Annotated in this window: 15 protein-coding genes; 5 read left to right on the forward strand and 10 right to left on the reverse strand. The window is 70.1% G+C overall.

All coding sequences use genetic code 11. The annotated features are described in order from the left end of the window. Window positions 1-92 precede the first annotated feature (92 nt). Window positions 93-236: a hypothetical protein gene (locus ACOKR1_RS19205; RefSeq protein ID WP_415854696.1), complete on the forward strand. Its 144-nt coding sequence runs from the start codon at window positions 93-95 to the stop codon at window positions 234-236. 169 nt (window positions 237-405) lie between these two features. On the opposite strand, the gene ACOKR1_RS19210 is transcribed toward ACOKR1_RS19205, so the two are convergent. Further along, entirely contained in the window at window positions 406-4,413 is a 4,008-nt protein-coding gene (locus tag ACOKR1_RS19210) for a Pls/PosA family non-ribosomal peptide synthetase (RefSeq protein WP_422934482.1), read from the reverse strand. 195 nt (window positions 4,414-4,608) lie between these two features. After that, window positions 4,609-5,073, reverse strand: a complete 465-nt coding sequence (locus ACOKR1_RS19215) for an SRPBCC family protein (RefSeq protein ID WP_422934483.1) — start codon at window positions 5,071-5,073, stop codon at window positions 4,609-4,611. A gap of 106 nt (window positions 5,074-5,179) precedes the next feature. Between ACOKR1_RS19215 and ACOKR1_RS19220 the strand changes: the two genes are divergently transcribed. Then, window positions 5,180-6,466 (forward strand): PLP-dependent aminotransferase family protein, encoded by a 1,287-nt coding sequence (locus ACOKR1_RS19220; protein ID WP_422934484.1) that lies wholly within the window; start codon window positions 5,180-5,182, stop codon window positions 6,464-6,466. A 78-nt stretch (window positions 6,467-6,544) separates the two neighbouring features. Here the strand turns inward: ACOKR1_RS19220 and ACOKR1_RS19225 are convergent, their stop codons facing one another. Then, window positions 6,545-8,053 (reverse strand): S8 family peptidase, encoded by a 1,509-nt coding sequence (locus tag ACOKR1_RS19225; protein ID WP_422934485.1) that lies wholly within the window; start codon window positions 8,051-8,053, stop codon window positions 6,545-6,547. Between the two features lie 332 nt (window positions 8,054-8,385). Here ACOKR1_RS19225 and ACOKR1_RS19230 point away from each other — a divergent pair, with 332 nt between their 5' ends. Further along, window positions 8,386-9,492: a hypothetical protein gene (locus tag ACOKR1_RS19230; RefSeq protein WP_422934486.1), complete on the forward strand. Its 1,107-nt coding sequence runs from the start codon at window positions 8,386-8,388 to the stop codon at window positions 9,490-9,492. A gap of 77 nt (window positions 9,493-9,569) precedes the next feature. Here ACOKR1_RS19230 and ACOKR1_RS19235 read toward each other — a convergent pair whose 3' ends face one another. Further along, on the reverse strand, window positions 9,570-10,331 hold the full coding sequence (locus ACOKR1_RS19235) for an NUDIX hydrolase (protein WP_422934487.1): 762 nt from the start codon (window positions 10,329-10,331) through the stop codon (window positions 9,570-9,572). Between the two features lie 25 nt (window positions 10,332-10,356). Next, the gene (locus ACOKR1_RS19240) at window positions 10,357-11,265 is read right to left on the reverse strand and encodes a hypothetical protein (RefSeq protein WP_422934488.1); all 909 of its coding nucleotides are present in this window, start codon (window positions 11,263-11,265) and stop codon (window positions 10,357-10,359) included. Between the two features lie 83 nt (window positions 11,266-11,348). On the opposite strand from ACOKR1_RS19240, the gene ACOKR1_RS19245 reads away from it, so the two are divergent. Both ACOKR1_RS19245 and ACOKR1_RS19250 read left to right on the forward strand, forming a co-directional pair. After that, complete coding sequence (locus ACOKR1_RS19245) at window positions 11,349-12,833, forward strand: multicopper oxidase family protein (protein WP_422934489.1); 1,485 nt, start codon at window positions 11,349-11,351, stop codon at window positions 12,831-12,833. Window positions 12,834-12,894: 61 nt separating this feature from the next. Next, complete coding sequence (locus tag ACOKR1_RS19250; RefSeq protein WP_415854704.1) at window positions 12,895-13,206, forward strand: putative quinol monooxygenase; 312 nt, start codon at window positions 12,895-12,897, stop codon at window positions 13,204-13,206. 29 nt (window positions 13,207-13,235) lie between these two features. Here ACOKR1_RS19250 and ACOKR1_RS19255 read toward each other — a convergent pair whose 3' ends face one another. The 5 genes from ACOKR1_RS19255 to araB all read right to left on the reverse strand — a co-directional run bounded on the left by ACOKR1_RS19255 (window position 13,236) and on the right by araB (window position 20,181). Next, the gene (locus ACOKR1_RS19255; RefSeq protein ID WP_422934490.1) at window positions 13,236-14,825 is read right to left on the reverse strand and encodes an alpha-N-arabinofuranosidase; all 1,590 of its coding nucleotides are present in this window, start codon (window positions 14,823-14,825) and stop codon (window positions 13,236-13,238) included. 198 nt (window positions 14,826-15,023) lie between these two features. After that, window positions 15,024-16,010, reverse strand: a complete 987-nt coding sequence (locus ACOKR1_RS19260) for an aldose 1-epimerase family protein (protein WP_422934491.1) — start codon at window positions 16,008-16,010, stop codon at window positions 15,024-15,026. A gap of 136 nt (window positions 16,011-16,146) precedes the next feature. Beyond that, on the reverse strand, window positions 16,147-17,709 hold the full coding sequence (araA, locus tag ACOKR1_RS19265; RefSeq protein ID WP_422934492.1) for an L-arabinose isomerase: 1,563 nt from the start codon (window positions 17,707-17,709) through the stop codon (window positions 16,147-16,149). A gap of 49 nt (window positions 17,710-17,758) precedes the next feature. Continuing rightward, window positions 17,759-18,484 carry an L-ribulose-5-phosphate 4-epimerase gene (locus ACOKR1_RS19270; protein WP_422934493.1) on the reverse strand — a complete coding sequence of 242 codons (726 nt, stop codon included), beginning with the start codon at window positions 18,482-18,484 and terminating at the stop codon, window positions 17,759-17,761. Beyond that, window positions 18,481-20,181 carry a ribulokinase gene (araB, locus tag ACOKR1_RS19275; RefSeq protein WP_422936693.1) on the reverse strand — a complete coding sequence of 567 codons (1,701 nt, stop codon included), beginning with the start codon at window positions 20,179-20,181 and terminating at the stop codon, window positions 18,481-18,483. Before araB ends, ACOKR1_RS19270 begins: the two co-directional genes overlap by 4 nt. Between the last annotated feature and the right edge of the window lie 5 nt (window positions 20,182-20,186).

A 20,186-nucleotide genomic window follows, 5' to 3' on the forward strand; every position in this document is an offset into this window, starting at 1 on the left:
CCTCGGGCCATGGCGGGCGGTCACGCGCCGTCCTACGCTGGAAAGCGGGGACCGCAGAACAGCCGCCAGACAAATCGAGGTGATCGGCGATAATGTCAAGCTTCGCAGGCATCGAGGGCGACGAGGATCGCGTCCACAGCGAGGCGCCCGCCGAGGGTGATTCCGAGCTCGACGCCACCGAGATCCGCGCGCATTCCGAGGATCCGGCCGAGGGCGCGGACGAAGACGAGAACTGAAACGGACGACGGCGGGTGACCACCCGCCGTCGTCCGCTCGCGTTAAGGCGAGGGTCGCCGCGCTCCAGTCCGGTTGTTAGTTGTCAATCGATTGACCTTGCCCCGGCGCGTCGCGGCCGACACCCAGACGGCACCCGAAGAAGCGGGCAGGAGCGCGGCATAACCCCCGCTAGCGCACGGCGCGGCTCGGGATGCCGCGCCAACGCGTCGCCGCCGGCAGCTCCTCGCCCTTCATGACGAGGGAGAGCGGATCGACCGTCGTGCCGGCCCCGACGCGGGTGTCGTAGAGCACCACCGAGCGGCTCCCCACGCTCACGCCACGCTCAAGCTCGATCGTGGACATCTTCATGACCCGATCCTCGAAGAGGTGGGTCTGGAGCGAGGTGTTGGGATCGACCGCGACGTCGTCGCCGATGTGGACGAGGTCGAACTCGGTCAGGAACGTGGTCGAGATGCACGTGCGCTTCCCGACGTTCGCACCGAACAGCCGCAGCATCGGACCCATCCACGGCGTGCCCGTGAGCCACACGAACAGCCCCGGCACGGCGGCGGCCTCGTAGAGCGCCGTGACGAGCTCGGTGCGGCGCACGAACCGACCCCACAGAGGCTCAACGCGCGGACGGTAGCGCCCCACCACGAGCCACTTGAGCGCGGCGACGGTCAGCACGGTCGCAAGGCCGACCCCGAGGACGATCACCGGAGCGGCGAGGAGGGTCGCGAGGTGATGTCCTTGCCGGGCCACGGCCGCGCCCAGGAGCATACCGCCGAAGGACGCCGTGCCGATGATCGAGCTCGGAAGCACAATCCGGATGTACTCGATGACGTACCGCTCGAACACGCGCCACCTCGTGGGGCGGTAGGTGAGCTCGTCACCGAACGCCTCGCTCTCCTGGCGCCGGGGAAGCCGCATGGCGGGCGAGCCGAGCCAGTCGGTGCCGCGCGGGACGCCGCTGACCGGGGCCATGCTGTGCACGCCCACGAGCGCGGACTCCCCCATCTTCGTTCCGGAACGCAGCAGCGCGGCGTTGCCCACGAACGAACGGTTCCCGACCTCGGTGAGGCCCAGGCTGACGTACCCGTTCCGGTAGGTCGCGCTGCCCACCGCCGCCATGTCCGCGATGAAGCTCTCCGTGCCGAGGACCAGCAGGTCCGGGTCCAGATGGGCCGCGGTGGACACCTCGGACCGCCGGCCCACCTTCGCACCCAGGAGCCGCAGCCACGGCACCGTGTAGAGGGTCGCGTACATCGAGTTCGTGGTCGAGAGGCTCATCTGGAGGAGCTTGTCGGCGAACCACTTGCGGAGTCCGAACGTCGAGGCCACGGCGTGCGTTCCGGCCGGGGTCTTCGGGAGCGCGAGCTTCTTGCCGAGCAGCACCACGGCGCACGTCGTCACGGTGTAGACCGGGCCGAGGAGCGCGATCGCGCCGAGGCCGGCCAAGAGGCCGCCCGTCTCATAGGCCCACGCCGCGAACGCCGCCCCGGGCGCGAGAGTGGCGAGGGCCAGCACCTCGAGGAACAGGTAGCCGGCCACGAAGCCTGCGTGGTGTCCTGCGGTCCAGCCCCGGGCGGGCCGCTCCCGGCCGCCGAGCTCGGCGAGCAGCGCGTCCGGTTCGGTGGCCCGCGAGGCCGGGGAGCCGGACCATTCCTCACGGGCCGGGATGAGCTGCCCCTCCGCGGCCAGCGACATGTCCGCGAGGAGGGCGCCATAGCCGAGCTCGGAGCCCGCCTGGAGCACAGCATTCGCGCCGATGAAGGCGTGGCTGCGAACGGTGATGGGCTTGATCGTCACCCAACCGCGCTCAACGTGGAACGGGAGCAGCTGGGCGTTGTAGCCGACGCTCACCTCGTCGCCGATGTAGAGCATCGACGGCAGCGCGAGGCTCGCGGTCGCGATGTGGCAGTTCTTGCCGACGCTCGCGCCGAGGAGCCGCAGATAGGGGGCCATGAGCGGCGAGCCGGAGAGGAGACTGAGCGGCGCGAAGGAGGTCAGCGCCCGGATGGTCCAGACGCGGAGGTAGGTCCACCCCCACAGCGGATAGTGCCCGGATCTCAGGCCCCACGAGAGGAGACGCACGCCAACTACGGGGATCACGATGCGGCTCACGATGAGGCTCACCATGACGGACGTTGCGAGTTCGACGTAGTGCAGCTTCCCGCCTGCCTCACCGAGGACGACGGCGGTCGGCGCGCCCACCGCGAGCAGCAGGGCGTACACGACGACGAGCTGGGCGAGCCCTGCACCGAAGACCCGCCGCGACGAGTGGGTGATGGACTCGGGACGGTTCTCCGCGACGAGGGAGGCCCGCGACGACTCGGCACCCGCGGCCTCGAGCATGCGCGCGAGCTGCCGCACCGTGGGATGCGCGTAGATGTCCGCGATCGAGACCGACGCGGCGAAGTCCGTCTCGCGCAGGAGCGAGGCGGCTTGGGCGGCGAGAAGGGAGTGGCCGCCGAGCTCGAGGAAGAAGTCGGCGGTCACCGAGAGCTCTGCTGCCTCCATGCCGAACGCCTTCGCCCACACCGCGCCGACCTTGCGCTCGAGCGCGGTGCCGGCGGCCGCGTGCGACGACGACGCCCGGACCAGGCGCGAGCCCTTCGGCTTGGGCAGGGCCTTCTTGTTGATCTTTCCGCTCGGCATGAGCGGCAGGTCCGTCAGAACCTCGAGGAAGCCCGGCACCATGTACGAGGGCAGGCGGTCGCGCAGCTGCTCGCCGATGCGGTTCCTGAGCTCCGCGCCGTCCTGCTCCCCGCCGCCCTGCTCCCCGACCTTGAGCGTCACGTACGCGACGAGCTCGGGGTCGCCGTGGTCCATCTGCCGCAGATTCACTGCGGCGGCGGCCACGGCCCGGTCGTTGAGGATCACGCTCTCGATCTCGCCGAGGTCCACGCGGTGTCCGCGGATCTTGACCTCGCTGTCGGCGCGGCCGAGGTACTCGATCTCGCCGTTCTCGGTGAACCGGCCGAGGTCGCCGGTCCGGTAGAGCCGCCCGCCGGGGACGCTCGGGTCAGTGAGGAAGCGGTCCGCGGTCTGCTCCGGGCGGTTGATGTAGCCCCGCGCGACGCCCGGGCCGCCGATGCAGATCTCGCCGACCTCGCCATACAGGACCGGCTCGCGGTCCTCGTCGAGGATGCTGATGTGGTAGGTCGGCAGCGGCCGGCCGATGGTCACGGTCCGGCCGGGAAGGAGCTCGCCCCACGTCGCCGTCACGGTCCCCTCGGTGGGGCCGTACGTGTTCAGCATGCGGCGCGTCGGGGTGGACCAGCGCTCGACGAGCTCGGCCGGGCACGCCTCGCCGCCGACCAGGAGGCCGCGGATGAGCGGAAGATCCCGATCGATCGTCGCGAGGACGGTCGGCACGCAGTAGAGCACGGAGATGCGGCGCTCCCCGAGGAAGTCGGCCAGGCCGGAGCCGAGTCGGCGGGAGTCGGTGGGGCCGGCCACGAGGGTCGCGCCGACGGCCCACGTGGGCCAGACCTCTTCGATGGAGAAGTCGAACGCGAGCGTCATGCCCTGGTAGACGCGGTCCGCGGGGCGCACGTCGTACACGCCCGGCACGATGTTGATGAAGTTGCAGATGCTCGACTGCGCGACGTCGACGCCCTTGGGGCGTCCCGTGGAGCCCGAGGTGTAGATGATGTACGCGCTCGGGTCAGTGTCGCGATCCCTCGGGAGGCTCGGGCGTGACGCCGGGTGGGAGGCGATCTCTTCGCTCACCACGTCGAGGTCGAGCGCGGGGCACGCGACCTCCGCGCGCCCCGCGCGCAGCTCCGAGGCGGAGATGAGGAGCGCGAGGCCGGAATCCTCCGAGACGTACGCGACGCGGTCCGCGGGGGACGCGGGATCGATCGGCACGAATGCGGCTCCGGCCTTCTGTGCCGCGAGGAGCGCGACGTACAGCTCGACCGAGCGGTTGAGCAGCAAACCAACGCGGGAGCCCGGTCCCACTCCCGCTGCGAGGAGGTAGTGCGCGAGCTGGTTGGCCCGCGCGTCGAGCTGGGCGTACGTGAGGCTGAGCCGCTCGCATTCGAGCGCAATGGCCGCCGGCGTGGCATCGCACGCGGCCTCAAAGTAGTGATGCAACCTGCTCAGCGGGGGCCGGTCTGGTTCCGCTTGCCAGTCAGCGGGGCTGAGGATGAGCCCCTGAGTCAGTTCGGTTGTTTCTTCGGTCGTGGCCATCGAGAAGCAACTCCTGCCGCGTCGGCTCGGACATTCGTCTGGTGGGCGATGGGTCGGGGAGCACCCGTTAACTTCACCGAAACAAACTCGCGCAGGGTTACTGAAGAGACCGATCTTTATAGGTTCTTTACAGCCGTTAAGAGGAATTCATGGGCACTTTCGCGTAAAGTTCACCCGATATTCACGGCCTCCGCGTCAGACCTTGGGGGCCGCCGCCTCGGACAGCCGGGCGAGACCCTTTTCGAAGTCCTTGCCGACCATCTTGTCCATGTTCATGAACATCGAGAAGATCTTTGCGGCGCCCTGCGGCTCGCCGGTCATCGACCAGGTGACCCGCGTCCCCCCGGACTGCGGTTCGAACGTGAAGCCTGTGGGGTTGACGGCCTTGAACGGCTTGACGAATTCGAGGCGAATTCGGACGCTGTTCGGCTCGGTGGATTCGAGGATTTCCATGGTGCCCGAGCCGGCCTTGCGATTGCCGTGCCACTCGTAGCGCGCGCCTGGGCCGGCGTCCGGGCCCGAGTAGGTGCGCTGGAGTGCGGGGTCGAGGTCCTCCCAGGGGGACCACTCGGTCCACTTCCGGAAGCTGTTGACGTAGGGGAAAATCTGCTCCGGCGGGGCCGGAATGAAGGCGCTGCGAGTGATGGTATAAGCAGACATAACCACATGGTAGGTCCCGAACGGTCCGTGGACCCGAGACCGCGCCGCCCAAATACGGCGAGCAACAAAGGGTGCATATTTGGAAACATCGCGCTACCCTGAGTGAGTGACTTCACAGGACACCGCCGTCGAACTGACCGCCGAGACGCAGACCGCGCTGGAGCGCGCGGAGGCCAGCCACCGCCACGAGGCGCTCTTCTCCGAACGCGCCTACAACATCAAACAGTCGGCCGTCCGCGACGTCTTCGACATCTCCATCCGCCCGGGCCTCGTCTCCCTCGCGGGCGGCTCGCCGAGCCTGTCCAAACTCCCGCTCGACCTCGTCGCGGAAACGGCCTCGCGCGTGATCACCGAGCACGGCATGACGGCGCTCCACTACGGCGGCGGCAAGGGCACCGAGGAGCTCCGCCAGCTCATCTGCGAAATCATGGCGGAGGAGGGCATCGTGGGCGCCTCGCCGGACGACGTCGTGGTGACTACGGGCTCGCAGTCCGCGCAGGACATCGCGGCCAAGGTGTTCTGCAACCCCGGCGACGTGGTGCTCGCTGAGAACCCCACGTACGTCGGCGCGCTCAATACGTTCGAGGCCTACCAGGTCCACGTCGAGCCCATCGAGATGGATGAGAACGGCCTCATCCCCGAGGAGCTCGAGCGGCGCATCGCCGAACTCGAGGCCGCCGGCAAGCGCATCAAGCTCCTCTACACGATCCCGAGCTTCAACAACCCCTCCGGCATCACGCTCGCCGCCGAGCGCCGCCAGCGGATCGTCGACATCTGCCGTGAGCACAACATCCTCGTGCTCGAGGACAACCCGTACGGCATGCTCCGTTTCGACGGGCACCCGCTCACGCCCCTGCGCGCCGACAACCCCGACGACGTCATCTACTGCGGCTCCTTCTCGAAGATCTTCTCGCCCGGCGTCCGGCTCGGCTGGGCCCTCGTGCCGAAGCACCTCTACCGCCGCTTCTACCTCGCGGCCGAGGCCGTGGTGCTGTGCCCGTCATCGCTCACCCAGCTCCTCGTGACGGAGTTCTTCCGCACGTTCGACTGGCGCGGCTACCTCGCCGAATCCCGCGCGGTCTACGCCGAGCGGTGCGCGGCGATGCTTCAGGCGCTCGCCGAATACTTTCCCGCCGAGGCGCGATGGACGACGCCGGAGGGCGGCTTCTTCGTGTGGGTCACCCTTCCCGAGGGGATCGACACGTACCCCCTGCTGTATCAGGCGATCGACGCGGGTGTCGTGTTCATCCCGGGAGCCGCGTTCACGCCGTCGGACGGTCCGAGCAACAAGCTCCGGCTCGCGTTCAGCGGCGTGGCCCCCGAGCAGATCCGCGAGGGCGTGCGGCGGCTCGCGCCGGTCGTCCGGGGTGCGGTCGAGGCCAACGCGGGCTGACGCCCTCGCCGTCCAATGGTCAGGTCCCGTGGGTTTCGACCCACGGGACCTGACCATTGGAGGGGCGCTTGCCGGGCGCTATCCGCCGATGGCGGTTAGCGCGTTCACTTGGCCCTTGCCGCTGAACGAGTTGCTGCCCACGCCGCCCTGGCAGACTTGCGGTGCACCGTTGTCGACGGCCGGGAACGGCGCATACATCGCAGTGTCAGGGCACGCCAGCGGATCGGCCGTGGCCGTGATCCGCGCCGCGACGGCGCCCGGCGAGGTCACGCCCGAGCTCACCACGAGGGCCGCGACGCCGGCCACGTGTGGCGAGGCCATCGACGTTCCCTGCAGGTAGCAGTAGGTCGCGCCCGAGGCGTCGAAGACCTTGCGGCGGCATGAGTTGATGAGCGACGCCGGCCACGTCGAGAGCACGCGCCCGTTGGGGGCCGTGGCCGTCTTCTGGAGGATCGAGTCGCCGCCCGGAGCCATGACCTGGGTGACGCCCACTCCGTAGTTCGAGTAGAACGACTTGAACTCCTTGTTCCCGTCCGCGCTCACGCCGATCACTCCGGGCACCTCGGCCGGGACGACGGCGCACGCGTTCGTGATCTCGCGCGTGACGGGCGTCGTGTTGTCCGGACTCGTGACGTCCTGGGTCGGGTGCGCGAGATCGTCGGAGGCGTTGCCGAGCGCCGCGACCACCGTGGTGCCCTGCTGCTGCGCGAACCGGATGGCCCGGCGCTCCGCCTCCCAGATGGCCCGCTGGCCGGGATCGTTCTTGCAGTTGAAGAGCCAGGGATCGGCGAAGTAGCTGTTGTTGGTCACCTGAATGCCGTGTTCCCCGGCCCACATGAAGGAGCAGACCACCGCCTCCGGGAAGAAGAATCCGGCCGCGTCGCCGGCCTTGATGCCGGCGAGCTTCACGTTCGGCGCCACGCCCACGATCCCGGTCCCGTTCTTCGCCGCCGCGATCGTCCCGGCTGTGTGCGTGCCATGGCCGTTGTCGTCCATCCACGCGGCCGGGGTCTGATTCGGCACCCCGCCCAAGCACGAGACGCTCCGCGAGAAGTCGACGTTCGGCGCGAGGTCGGAGTGCGTGAAGTCGAGCCCCGTGTCGATGTCCCCGACCACCACGGAGGCGCTGCCGCCGCTCAGGGCGTGTGCCTCGGGCGTGTGAATCTGGTTCATGTCCCATTGCAGCCCGGAGAGGCTGTCAGCGCCGGGCGCGGGCGCGGGCGGGGTGACCGGATCCGCGGCGTCCGTCGTCGCGTCATCCTTGAGCGAGACCCCGAACGACGCCGTTGCTGCCGCCCCCTGCACCCTCGGATCGGCGGCCTGGAGCGCGGCGGCAAATCCGGACGACCCGGACGAGACGACTGCCACGCCGATCTTCGCGTAGTCCTGGACGAGCGTTCCGCCGGCACGGATGATCGCGTCCCGCGACGCTCCCGCGGCGCTTCCGCCGAATTTGTAGAGGACCAAATAGGTCTGGGCCGACCCTGACGCGGTGTCGGCCGCGACCGGTCCCATGGTTGCCGTCGTGACCGTGGCAGCGAGGGCCACCGCCGCGACGGGCGCCAAGATGCGAATGAGATGTTGCATGAACGGCTCCTTCTCCCCGGAGGGTGTCCCGGGGCTAGATCCTGTCCGCTCCCTGGGCAGGTTCGCCGAGGGGAAGCCGGAGGCGGCTCCGTCGGTGATCGGTCCCCCTGGCCAAGCCGTGGATGCGCACCCCCGCGCAAAGATTAGTGGCGTAGATCACGTGCACGGAAGCTTCCGCGTAGCCCTCAATAGCGAATCGAGTACAGGCAAGTGTGGCTGGCGGTCGTGGCGCCATGCGAGCGTGTGTGCATGGGGGACACATCGTGTACGTAGTCAACTCAGAAGATCATTTCCGCGAAGCCGATCTGCCGGCGCAGGTCCGCGCGCTGCGAATGCCACCTTGGGCTGGCGCGCTGCTCGGTGCAGGCCTTGTCGCAGCGGCGGTTGGCGCCGTCGCCGGCTCCATCGTCATCAACGATCGCGACAGCGCCATCATCTCGGCCTGGGCCGAAGCGCTCATCATCGCGTGGGCCGTCTTCGCAGGCACCTTCGGTGCGCTCCTCTTCTGGCGTGCGGGCGAACGGGTCGCGCTCACCCGGGACGCGGCCATCGTGACGAAAGGCTTCGCTGTCCGGGCACGGATCGATCGCAGGCAGCTTGAAGGTTTCCACCCGTACCTGCACCAGTACACAGCGCGCGGCGGCGACCAGTACCGCATGGTGCCGACCTTCACGGTCGGGGACTCCTACGGTCGGCTCCGTGAAGTGCCCCTGCCGTTCCTGTCCTACTGGAACCCTGTCGGCGGAACCCTGGCTCCGCTGCCGCCGCGCGCCGCATACATCGAGGCCTGGGCACGCGGGGCCAACAGCCCGTTCTCGAGATCCACTTCGGCAGGCGCCATCCCGGCGCCGCTCTCGATGCACCAGCAGTTCGTGCGCACAGGTCTCCAGCGCCGTGCGCGCCTCGCGGCCGCCCTCATCCCCCTGCTCACGATCAGCCTCGGGCTGGGTCTCGGCTTCGGGTTCGGCCCCGTGGCCCAAGCCCTCGGATTGAGCCGCCGCAGCGTCGATACACAGACGGACCGCGCTGGCATCCGCGACCTCGACGACAGCCTCACGCCGGTGGTCACCACCTGGGATTGGCATGCGCTCGAGGTCACTCCCGGCACGCGCAGTTTCACGTTCAACCCCACCCTCCGATCATTGCCGCCGGAGGGGCACTACACCGTCCGATACTTCATTCGCGATCCCGCGCAGCGGGGATCCAATCTCAGCCTTCCGCAACAGAAATACGGCCGAATCGTTTCGCAGGGAACCATCTCCGTCACGGACCCCATGATCGAATTCACGCTCGACAACAACGACACGCTCTTCACCTTCGAGATCTACGTGAGCGACGACCAAGGCCACACGACGCGCGACGGCACGCAGTACCGCAACATCGGACCGCGCCCAGCACCGACTCCGACCCCGCATCCGGCACCGATCCAGACGTCTTGAGGGCTGGCCAGGGGCCTTAGCACCACCAAGCCGGGCGCATCTCCACCAAGCCGGCGTCCCCAGGCGGATTCGCGGCGTTACTCGCTCCGCTCGTACACCCAGGGCAGCGAACTCATCTGCAGCCGATGCCGCGCTGGCCCCATCGCGGCCTCGTTGCCGTACTGCGCGTCCCCCGCCCACAGCACGGCCTCGATCTGCCCATCCCCGGCGAAGAGTTGGAGGCTCGCGTACAGTTCGGGGGCCCTCGACGCCGCGTCCGCGATCGCGAGCGCGGCCGTCTCGGCACCGAGGAGCCCGTGGAGCGTCACCCACGTGGGCGGGAAGAGGACCATCTCCCCCGCACCGTGACGCTCGAGAGCGACGGCCGGGGTCACCCACGCGTACGCGACGTGCTCGCCGTCGTTGAGCACCACGTCCCCGCCTGGATCGGCGGCCACGAAGAACCACGTGCGCAGCCGCTTCTCCGCGCGCTGCGGCGGGACCCACACGGAGAGCCCCACGAGCGCGTCCTCAGTCAACCGGAGCCGGGTCTCCTCGCGGGTCTCGCGGACCGCGGCCCGGCGCACGGCGAGGGGCGCGTCGTGAGGCGAGGCGCCGGCGTCGTCCGCACGTGCTGTACCCGCCGCGCTGGCTGTCCGCCCCGCCCCGGCTGTTCCTGCCACCTCGACGGCCCCGATGAGCCCATCCTCGGGGTCCACGGTCCCGCCGGGGAACGCCCACGCCCCCGCGAACGAACCGCGCCCATGCCGCTCGAGGAGGAGCACCTCGACGCCATCCGGTCCGTCGCGGAGGATGACGACGGTCGCGGCGTCGCCGTGGATGGGGCCGGTCTCAGGCATGAACCCAGTATGGCGCTGACCGGGACTAAAGGGATCGAAGGCGGCCGGGATCCGAACTGATCCAGCGGGCCCCCTCTGCCTCGAGAACGTCGCGCACGTGAGGGCTGCTGCGGGACGAGCGTTCGGGTGTGACGAACACCCACGGCTCGAGCCCCTGCAGCTTGGAGAACAGGAACGCACCGACGAGGGAAAGGTCGTTGAGCGTCCGTTCGAAGAACGTGGGGCCGTAGTGCAGATCCGGATCGTCCTTGAACGCCGATTGGTCGAGGAGCCCGCGATAGTCTTCCGGATCCCCGAAGAGTTCCGCGATCGTGGGCCGCACGCCGCCATGCACCACGAATCGATTCCGGAGCTCCTTCATGCGGTAGATCAGGTTGATCGTCTCGGGCTCCAGGACCGCGCGGACCCTCAGATCGTCCTTGACCCGCTTGGAGAGGATGATCTTGTCCACGAGCACGTTCTTGGCCGCCCCCTCGCTCACGCGGTGGGCCCACGCGAGGTGCTTCATGTACAGCTCGATGACCTTGAAGAATTCGATGATCGCGCTCTCGGGGTCTGAGAGCAGCGCATAGCCACGGGACAGAGTGAAGCAGGCCTGGATCTGATAGGGGCTATTGGACCTCTCGAGACGATGAACCGCGTCAAGGACATCCTGCGAAGGCCGGAATTCGGGCACCTCGTCGTGAGAGGGCGCAACCGAGAACCCGAGCCCGCCCGGAGACCGTTCAAGCAGTCCCACCCCCTCGTACACGGCCAGAAGGGCGAGCGCGACGGACAGCCGCTTGAAGGCGCCCTTCCGGTCGAGTTCCTCGCCCACCCGTAGCACCACCGAACCCGCACCGTCGCCGCCGAGATCCAGCCCGTAGACCGGGAACGCCAGGCCGGGCGAGGCAGCGGGAACCAGCGGGAACGTATAGGCATAGCTCCGGGCCATGGTCCCATTCTGAGGGAGTCGCTCCCCCGAAGGGACTCCCTCCCCGGAGGGACCCGCGCGGCGGCAGTCGTACGCTAGAAGGCGTGCTTCTTTCCCGCCGCGACTTCCTCCGCGCCACCGCGGCGACCGCCGTCCTCGGGCCAACCGTCGCCGCAGCAGTGTCCTCGTGCGCGGCCCCCGAGAACGTCCCGGCGGTGCAATTCGGCACGCCGCTGCCCATCCCGCCGCTCGCCGACTCGAAGCTCGAGGGCGGCGTGCGCGTCTTCTCGCTCGTCCCGCAGGCCGGCAAGCACGAGTTCATCCCCGGCAAGCCCGCCGATTCGATGGGCTACAACGGCGCCCACCTCGGGCCGACCCTCCGCGCGACGCGCGGCGAGCGCGTGCGCGTCGACGTCCGCAATCAGCTCTCCGACGCGACGACCGTCCACTTCCACGGCATGCGGCTCCCCGCCGCGGACGACGGCGGCCCCCACCAGATGATCGACCCCGGCGGGGTCGCCTCGCCCGCGTGGGCCGTCTCGCAGCCCGCCGCGACGCTCTGGTACCACCCGCACCCGCACGGCAGCACCGAGAAGCAGCTCTCGATGGGCCTCACGGGCCTGTTCATCGTGGACGAACCCGGCGGGCCCGAACTCCCCCACACGTACGGCGTGGACGACGTCCCCGTGATCGTCCAGGACCGCCGCCTCGACTCGAACGGCCAGGTCACGCTCGACTCGAACGGCAACTCGCTCGGGACCCTCGGCAACTCGATCGCGGCGAACGGCGTGCTCGGCGCCGCCCTCAAGGTCACGACCGAACGCGTGCGGCTCCGGCTGCTCAACGCGAGCGGCGCGCGCTGGTTCAACTTCGGCTTCGCGGACGGGCGCACCTTCCACGTCGTCGCGTCCGACGGCGGCCTGCTCGCCGCTCCCGCGCCCGTCACCCGCGTGCAGCTCTCCCCCGCGGAGCGCGCCGAGATCGTCGTCGGGCTCAGGGCGGGCGAGCAGGTCATGCTGCGCGCGTTCGCCCCAGAGCTCGGCTCAGTCAACCCGCCCGACGCCTTCGGCGGCGGCAAGGACTTCGACGTCCTGCGGCTCGACGCGGCGGCGAGCCTCGCGCCGTCGGCCGCGCTCCCGACGACGCTCGCGGCGATCCCGGCCCTCGACGTCTCCGGCGCGCACATCCGCAGCTTCACGCTCAACGGCCACAACATCAACAACCACACGATGGACCTGAACCGCGTCGACGAGGTCGTGAAGAAGGGCGCCACGGAGGTCTGGCTCGTGGACAACACGAATGTGTACCAGCACAATTTCCACGTCCACGGGGTCCAGTTCCAGCTCCTCGACGTCAATGGGAACCCCCCGCCGGCACACTTGCGCGGCTGGAAGGACACGATCCCCCTGCTCCCGCGCGACCGCAGCCGGATCGCGATCGCCATGCCCGACTACTCCGACACCCAGCACCCGTACATGTACCACTGCCATCTGCTCGCGCACGAGGATCAGGGCATGATGGGCCAATACCTCGCGACCGAGGACGGCACCGGGCCGTCGAAGCTCGTCATGGACGGCATGCAGATGTAGTGCTGGGCAAGACCCGGTACGGTTCGACTGGTAACTCACTCTTCCCTCTCAAAGGAGCAGCATGTCCGTCGTCGTCACCGCCGTCTTCCACCCCGCCGAGGGCCAGCGCGAGCAGCTCGTCGAGGCCCTGCGCGCCACGATTCCGGGCGTCCATGAGGAGGACGGCTGCCTTCTCTACGCGATCCACGACGCCGCGGACGGCACGATCACGATGATCGAGAAGTGGACCTCCGCCGAACACCTCGACGCGCACTCGAAGGGGACCGCGGTCGCGGCCCTGCGCGACGCGGTCGACCCGTTCGTTGCCAAGCCAGCCACCGTCACGACGATGACGGCGATCGAGGCCGGCAGCGCGGAGCAGGGCGCGCTGTAAAGGCGCTGTAGAACACGGGCGGCCCGGGTTCAGCCCAGGCGGATCATCGTCCAGCTCACCGGGGGAAGCTCCGCGGTGAGCCGGCCGCCGTCGTACGCTGCGCCGTCGAGCGGTGCGGGCAGCACCGAAGTGCTGTCCTGCTCGGTCGCGTGCCACAGCGGGTCCTCGTTCGTGAACGTGACCGCCTCGATGAGTCCGAGACCGGCGAACGCGCTGAGATCCGCGGCCAGCCGGAGGGGCTCGGTGGTGCTGCGGTTGACGGCGAACAGCGTCACCTGGCCGGTCTCGGGGTCGTGCGTCGCGACCGCGGAGAGGGCGGGAACCTCGCCGTGCTCCGGTGTGACGAACCGCGGCGACTCCACCGCGAGCTGGAGCACGTCGCCGCGCGCGTGGGCCGAGGTGAGCGCGAACGGGTGGAACGTGGTCTGCTTCCAGGCCGCGCCGCCCGGGGCCGTCATGATCGGGGCGATCACGTTGACGAGCTGCGCGAGCGACGCCGAGTGCACGCGGTCCGTGTGGCGGAGGAGCGTAATGAGCAGATCGCCCACGACCACCGCGTCCGCGACCGTGTAGAGGTCCTCGAGCAGCGCAGGAGCCTCCGGCCAGTCGGTCCCGCTCGGGATCGGCATGCGCGGGCTGCCCATGTGCCAGACGTTCCACTCGTCGAAGGAAATGTGGACGTCCTTCGAGGTCTTCTTGACGCTCTTGACGTGGTCGATGTGGGCCACGATGTCGCGGATGAACTGGTCCATGACGGCCCCGGCAGCGAGGTGGTCCTCGAGCACGCCCGAGTTCTCGAAGTACTGGTGCGCGGAGATGTAGTCCACCGCGTCATAGGTTTCAGTCAGAACCGTGCGCTCCCACTCGCCGAACGTCGCCATGCGCGGCCCCGAGCTGCCGCACGCGACGAGGCGCAGGGTGTCGCCGGCGACCATCCGCATCGCGCGAGCCGTCTCGGACGCGAGCCGCCCGTATTCCTCCGCAGTCTTGTGGCCGATCTGCCACGGGCCGTCCATCTCGTTGCCGAGGCACCAGAACGTCACGCTGTGCGGTTCCTCGGCGCCGTTCTTGCGGCGGAGGTCGGAGAGCGCAGTGCCACCCGCGAGGTTGCAGTACTCGAGGACGTCCACCGCGTCCTGCACGCCGCGGGTGCCGAGGTTGACCGCCATCATGGGCTCGACGCCGGCCTTGCGGCACCAGTCCATGAAGTCGTCGAGGCCCACCTGGTTCGTTTCGGTCGAGTGCCACGCGAGGTCCAAGCGCACGGGACGTTCGTTCTTGGGCCCGATGCCGTCCTCCCAGCGGTAGCCCGACACGAAGTTCCCGCCCGGGTAGCGGACGGTGCTCACGCCGAGCTCGCGCGTCAGGTCGAGGACGTCCCCGCGCCAGCCGGCCTCGTCGGCGCTCGGGTGGCCGGGCTCGTAGATGCCGGTGTAGACGCAGCGGCCGAGGTGCTCGACGAACGAGCCGAACGTCTCGCGCCGCACGGGGCCGACCACGAAGGCCGGGCTCGCGGTGAGGCTCGCGCGTGGTGTGGGCTGGGTGGCTGCGGGCTGGGTGGCTGTGGGCTGGGTGGCTGCGGGCTGGGTGGCTGCGGGCTGGGTGTTAGCGGGTGCCATGTCTTCTCCGGGGTCTTGAGGTCGTCAGAGCTTCTTACAACGTTGTAAAGCTATGCTGTCGCGATCATCGGCAGGCAGTCAACCCTGTCCCGGTTCCTTCCTGCTCAGTTGGGCCATCGGATCCGGACCGAATTCGGCGTGGCGGCGCGTGGCACGCCGCGTCGAGGGCTCCAGACTGAGCGGGAAGGGACGCCCAGATCAGCTGTCGAAGGCGAAGAGGCGCCAGCTTGCCGTGTGCTCGGCGCCCGGCTCGAGGCGGATCACGTCGGTTCCGCTCGTGAAGGCGTCGGGAGGGCACGTCATGGGCTCGACCGCGAGGCCGAGCCGATTCGGGGCCGGCGGGAGCTTGTCGGCCGTGTGGACCTGGATCCACGGGCACTCCCGGTCCCACGCCATCCCCACGCCGGTCCCGCGCGCCGGGTCTCGGAGCAGGACGCGCGCGGTGCCGTCGTCCTCGAACGCGATGCCCGTGAACGCGTGGTCGATCTGCGTCGCACCGAGGGGTCGCGGCGCACGGAAGTCGAACGCGTGGCCCGCGACGGGCCGCTCGCCGACGGGCAGGAGCCTGTCGGGGGTGACCTCGAGGTACGTGTCCGCGGGGAGCTCGAACACCCACTCGTCGAGGGGCGATTCGCCCGCCACGAGGTACGGGTGCGGGCACACCCCGTACGGCGCGGCCTCGCTCCCGGCGTTCACGGCCCGCACCTCCCACGTGAGGCCGCCGGCCTCCGGCGAGGCCTCGCCGTCGAGCGCGTAGCGTGCCTCGAGCCGCACAGCGAACGGGTATCCCGGCTCTCCGTCGGAATCGGGCCCGCCGAGCTCGAGCGCGAGGGTCACCGAGCGCTCATCAGCGCGGACGAGCGACCACTCCCGCGTGAACGCGAAGCCGTGCAGGGCGCAGCCCCGCTCGGGTTCGCTGAGCGGCACGAGGTGAGTGGCGCGGTCGTACGTGTAGCGCCCGTCGGCGAGCCGGTTCGGCCACGGCGCCGCGATGATCCCGCGGTAGTCCGGGATCGGCCCGCCCTCCGCGAAGGGGACCACGAGGTCGCGTCCCTGGAACGTGAGCTTCCGCAGCGCGGCGGCGTGCGCCGTGACGACGGCGGCATAGTCGCCGGAGCGGAGCTCGAACTCGCGAGGCGCTGCACTGCGTTCCACCTGTTCCGGAGCAAGCTGTTCGGATTCCATTGATCTCCTTCGCGACGTGCGCCATCGGGGCCGCTTTGGTCAACGTTCACAGTCTGGGGCATCGCGGCGGGGTTCTCGAAGCCCTGTGCGGCCCGTGGTCCCTGCTCGGATGCGGCGCCGGGTCCAGAGGCACGCGTCAGATTCCCTGGGCCAGGCGGTAGTAGGCGGCGTTCCATTGGAGCTCGCGGGCGAAGCCGCGCGGGGTGGTGTCGTGGTCGATGACGAGGAGCTCGGTGCCGGCCATGCGGGCGTAGTCCTCGAAGGCCTCGACGCCGAGGGCCGTGCTCATGACGGTGTGGTGGGCGGCGCCGGCCTCGAGCCAGGCGGCGGCGGAGGTGTGGAAGTCGGGGGCGGGCCTCCACACGGCCCGGCCCACGGGGAGCTTGGGCAGCGGGGCCGTGGGTTCGACGACCTCGACGGCGTTGGCGACGAGCCGGAACCTGTCGCGCATGTCCGTGAGGGCGACGACGACGGCGGGGCCCGGGTCGGCGGTGAACACGAGGCGGACGGGGTCGTCCTTGCCGCCGATACCGAGGGGGTGGACCTCGAGGGAGGGCCGGGCGGTGGTCAGCGACGGGCTCACCTCGAGCATGTGGGCCCCGAGGATCCGCTCGGCCCCGGGGGTGAGGTCGTACGTGTAGTCCTCCATGAGCGAGGCCCCGCCGGGCAGGCCCGCGCCCATGACGTTCGCGGCGCGGACCAGGATCGCGGTCTTCCAGTCGCCCTCGGCGCCGAAGCCGTAGCCATCGGCCATGAGCCGCTGCACGGCCAGGCCGGGGAGCTGGCGGAGCGAGCCGAGGTCCTCGAAGCTCGTGGTGAACGCCCCGAACCCGCCGGCCTCGAGGAACGAGCGCAGGCCGAGCTCGATCGCGGCCCCGTCGCGCAGGGACCCGTGCCGGTCGCCGCCGCGGCGCAGCTCGGGGGCCACGTCGTAGAGGTCCTCGTACTCGGCGGTGAGGGCGTCGACGTCGGCCGGGTCGGCGGCCTCGACCGCCGCGGCGAGCTCGTTGACGCCCCACGTGTTGACCTGGACGCCGAGCCGGGCCTCGGCCTCGGTCTTGTCGCCCTCGGTGACCGCGACGTAGCGCATGTTGTCCCCGAAGCGGGCGAGCCTGAGCGATCGGGTCGCGGCCCAGCCCGCGGCCGCGCGGGCCCACGTGCCGGTGCGCTCGGCCACCCGGGGGTCCGAGACGTGCCCGACGACGGTCTTCCGTGGCACGCCGAGGCGGGACTGGATGTACCCGAACTCGCGGTCGCCGTGCGCGGCCTGGTTCAGGTTCATGAAGTCGAAGTCGATCTCGCCCCACGGCAGCTCGACGTTGGCCTGGGTGTGGAAGTGCAGGAGCGGCTTCGCCAGCGCGGACAGCCCCGCGATCCACATCTTCGCCGGGGAGAACGTGTGCATCCACGCGATCAGGCCGATCACGCGGCCGTCCGCGTTCGCCTCGAGCGCCAACCGCCGGATCGCGTCCGCATCCGTCAGCACGGGCTTCCACACCACGCGCACGGGCAGGGCCGGCGCGTCGCCGAGCTCGCGGGCGATCGCCCGGGACTGATCGGCGACCCGGGCCAGGGTCTCGGGCCCGTACAGGTGCTGGCTGCCGGTGAGGAACCAGACCTCGTAGGCGTCGAATGGGCGGGAGGGGCGGGATTGGGCAGCCGGACGGGCGGCCTGGGTGCGGGTCAGGTCAGCGGTCATGGTGTCTCCTCGTGAGGAAGGAACGGCGGGAAAGCAAAGGGCTCAGCTGTCAGCGGCCGTAGACGTTCTGGTAGCGGGCGTGCAGCGAGGCGATGTGCTCGGGCGCGATCGGGAGAGGCTCGCCGAGCTGCCGGGCGATGTGCACCGTGCGGGCGACCTCCTCGCACATCGCCGCGGCCTTCACCGCGTCCCGCGGCGTGGGGCCGATCGTGAACGGCCCGTGGTTCTGCATGAGCACCGCGGGCGAATTCGAGCCCCGCAGCGTCTCGACAATCCCGCGGCCGATCGAGTCGTCCCCGATGAGCGCGAACGGGCCCACCGGGATCTCCCCGCCGAACTCGTCGCCCATCATGGTCAGCACGCACGGGATCGGCTCGCCCCGCGCGGCCCACGCCGTGGCGTACGTCGAATGCGTGTGCACGACTCCCCCGACCCCGGGCAGGTGCCGGTACACGTAGGCATGCGCGGCAACGTCCGACGACGGCGACAGCCCCGGATTGCCCCACTCACCGCGGTCTTTCCCAGTCGGAGAATTCTCGGAGAGCGAATCCACGGGAACTCCCTGAAGGTCCGTCACGACCATGAGTTCCGGGGCCAGGTCCTGGTACGAAACCCCCGAGGGCTTGATGACCATCAGATCCGCCCCCGGGACCCGCCCCGAGACATTCCCGGCCGTCCACACCACGAGCCCGTACCGCGTCAGCTCCGCGTGCAGCGCGCAGACCTCCTCGCGCAGCCGCGCGATCTCCGCCTCGAGCGGGGTCCGGGCTCTCACGCAGTCACCTCGGCAAGCTTCTCGGCGCGGCGGCCGGTGCGCGCGGCGCGCTGGATGCGCTTGAGCCGGTGCATGGCCTCGCTCGCACCTCGGCCGAAGTGGTCGTGCAGCTCGCGGTATTCGGCGTACAGCGCCCCGTACGCGGCGACGTTCCTGGGGACCGGCGTGTAGACGTCGCCGGGCTCGGAGCCCATCGCGGCGGCGGCCGCCCGGATGTCGGGGTACGCGCCCGCGGCGACGGCCGCGTGGATCGCCGAGCCCAGCGCGGGGCCCTGCGCGGAGCCGATCGTGCGGATGGGGAGGTTGAGCACGTCGGCGTAGACCTGCATGAGGAAGCGGTTCTTGACGAGCCCGCCCGCGGCGATGAATTCACGCACCGGGACGCCGGCGCCGTCGAACGCCTCGACGATCTGGCGGGTGCCGAACGCCGTCGCCTCCAAAAGCGCGCGGTAGACCTCCTCGGGCCGGGTCGCAAGGGTCAGGCCGAGGATCAGCCCCGAGAGCTCGTGGTCAACCAGCACCGAACGGTTGCCCGACTGCCAGTCCAGGGCCACGAGCCCGTGCCCGCCGATCGGCTGGGCCGCGGCGAGCTCGGTGAGGTGCTCGTGCAGGCTCTGCCCCGCGGCGGCCGCGGCCTCGTGATACGCCGGCGGGACGAAGCCACTCGTGAACCAGCCGAAGATGTCCCCCACCCCGGACTGACCGGCCTCGTAACCCCACAGGCCCGGGACGATCCCGCCGCGGACCACGCCGCACATCCCCGGGACCTCGCGCAGCTGGCCGCCGTTCACGACGTGGCATGTCGAGGTGCCCATGATCGCCACGAGCTGGCCGGGCTCGACGGCTCGGGCCGCGGGCGCGGTCACGTGGGCGTCGACGTTGCCCACCGCGACCGCGATGCCCTCCGGCAGGCCCGTCCACGCAGCCGCCTCGGCCGTAAGGAGGCCTGCGGCCGCCCCGAGCTCGCCGATCGGGTGCTCGACCTTGTCCCGCACGAACCCCTCGAAGCCGGGGTTGAGGGCGGCGAGGAACTCCTCCGAGGGGTAGCGCCCGTCCTGCCGGATGCCCTTGTACCCGGCCGTGCACGCGTTGCGCACGTACTCGCCGCACAGCTGCCAGACGATCCAGTCCGCCGCCTCAACCCAGCGCTCCATCGCCGCGTACGCCGCGGGCGCCTCCTCGAGCAGCTGGAGACCCTTCGCGAACTCCCACTCGCTCGAGATGAGCCCGCCGTACCGGGCCAGCCACGGCTCGCCCCGCTCCGCCGCGAGCGCGTTGATCCGGTCCGCCTGGGGCTGGGCCGCGTGGTGCCGCCACAGCTTGACGTACGCGTGCGGCTCCGCGGCGAACTCGGGCAGCTCGCTCAGCGGCGTCCCGTCGGCGAGCGTCGGGACCATGGTGCAGGCTGTGAAGTCGGTCGCGATGCCGATCACGTGCCCGGGATCGATGCCCGCCGCCTTGACCGCTGCCGGGACGGCCGTGCGCAGCACCTCGCGGTAGTCCTCGGGCACCTGCAGCGCCCACTCCCCCGGAAGGCCGACGACGGCGCCCGCGAGCTCCGCGGGCAGCTCGCGGTCCAGGACGGCGTGCGGATACTCGTGCACGGCGCTGCCGAGCTCGCGCCCGTCCCGCACGCGCACGACGACGGCGCGTCCCGACAGGGTGCCGTAGTCGACGCCGACTACGTAGTGGTCCATGGGAT

This window comes from Sinomonas sp. P47F7 (genome assembly GCF_049332655.1).
Taxonomy (GTDB): domain Bacteria; phylum Actinomycetota; class Actinomycetes; order Actinomycetales; family Micrococcaceae; genus Sinomonas.

What these genes read in the sequence shown, in the direction of transcription:
- ACOKR1_RS19205 (WP_415854696.1), top strand. Translation starts at nt 93, where the DNA reads ATGTCAAGCTTCGCAGGCATCGAGGGCGACGAGGATCGCGTCCACAGC.
- ACOKR1_RS19210 (WP_422934482.1), bottom strand. Translation starts at nt 4,413, where the DNA reads ATGGCCACGACCGAAGAAACAACCGAACTGACTCAGGGGCTCATCCTC.
- ACOKR1_RS19215 (WP_422934483.1), bottom strand. Translation starts at nt 5,073, where the DNA reads ATGTCTGCTTATACCATCACTCGCAGCGCCTTCATTCCGGCCCCGCCG.
- ACOKR1_RS19225 (WP_422934485.1), bottom strand. Translation starts at nt 8,053, where the DNA reads ATGCAACATCTCATTCGCATCTTGGCGCCCGTCGCGGCGGTGGCCCTC.
- ACOKR1_RS19230 (WP_422934486.1), top strand. Translation starts at nt 8,386, where the DNA reads ATGCCACCTTGGGCTGGCGCGCTGCTCGGTGCAGGCCTTGTCGCAGCG.
- ACOKR1_RS19235 (WP_422934487.1), bottom strand. Translation starts at nt 10,331, where the DNA reads ATGCCTGAGACCGGCCCCATCCACGGCGACGCCGCGACCGTCGTCATC.
- ACOKR1_RS19240 (WP_422934488.1), bottom strand. Translation starts at nt 11,265, where the DNA reads ATGGCCCGGAGCTATGCCTATACGTTCCCGCTGGTTCCCGCTGCCTCG.
- ACOKR1_RS19250 (WP_415854704.1), top strand. Translation starts at nt 12,895, where the DNA reads ATGTCCGTCGTCGTCACCGCCGTCTTCCACCCCGCCGAGGGCCAGCGC.
- ACOKR1_RS19255 (WP_422934490.1), bottom strand. Translation starts at nt 14,825, where the DNA reads ATGGCACCCGCTAACACCCAGCCCGCAGCCACCCAGCCCGCAGCCACC.
- ACOKR1_RS19260 (WP_422934491.1), bottom strand. Translation starts at nt 16,010, where the DNA reads ATGGAATCCGAACAGCTTGCTCCGGAACAGGTGGAACGCAGTGCAGCG.
- araA (WP_422934492.1), bottom strand. Translation starts at nt 17,709, where the DNA reads ATGACCGCTGACCTGACCCGCACCCAGGCCGCCCGTCCGGCTGCCCAA.
- araB (WP_422936693.1), bottom strand. Translation starts at nt 20,181, where the DNA reads ATGGACCACTACGTAGTCGGCGTCGACTACGGCACCCTGTCGGGACGC.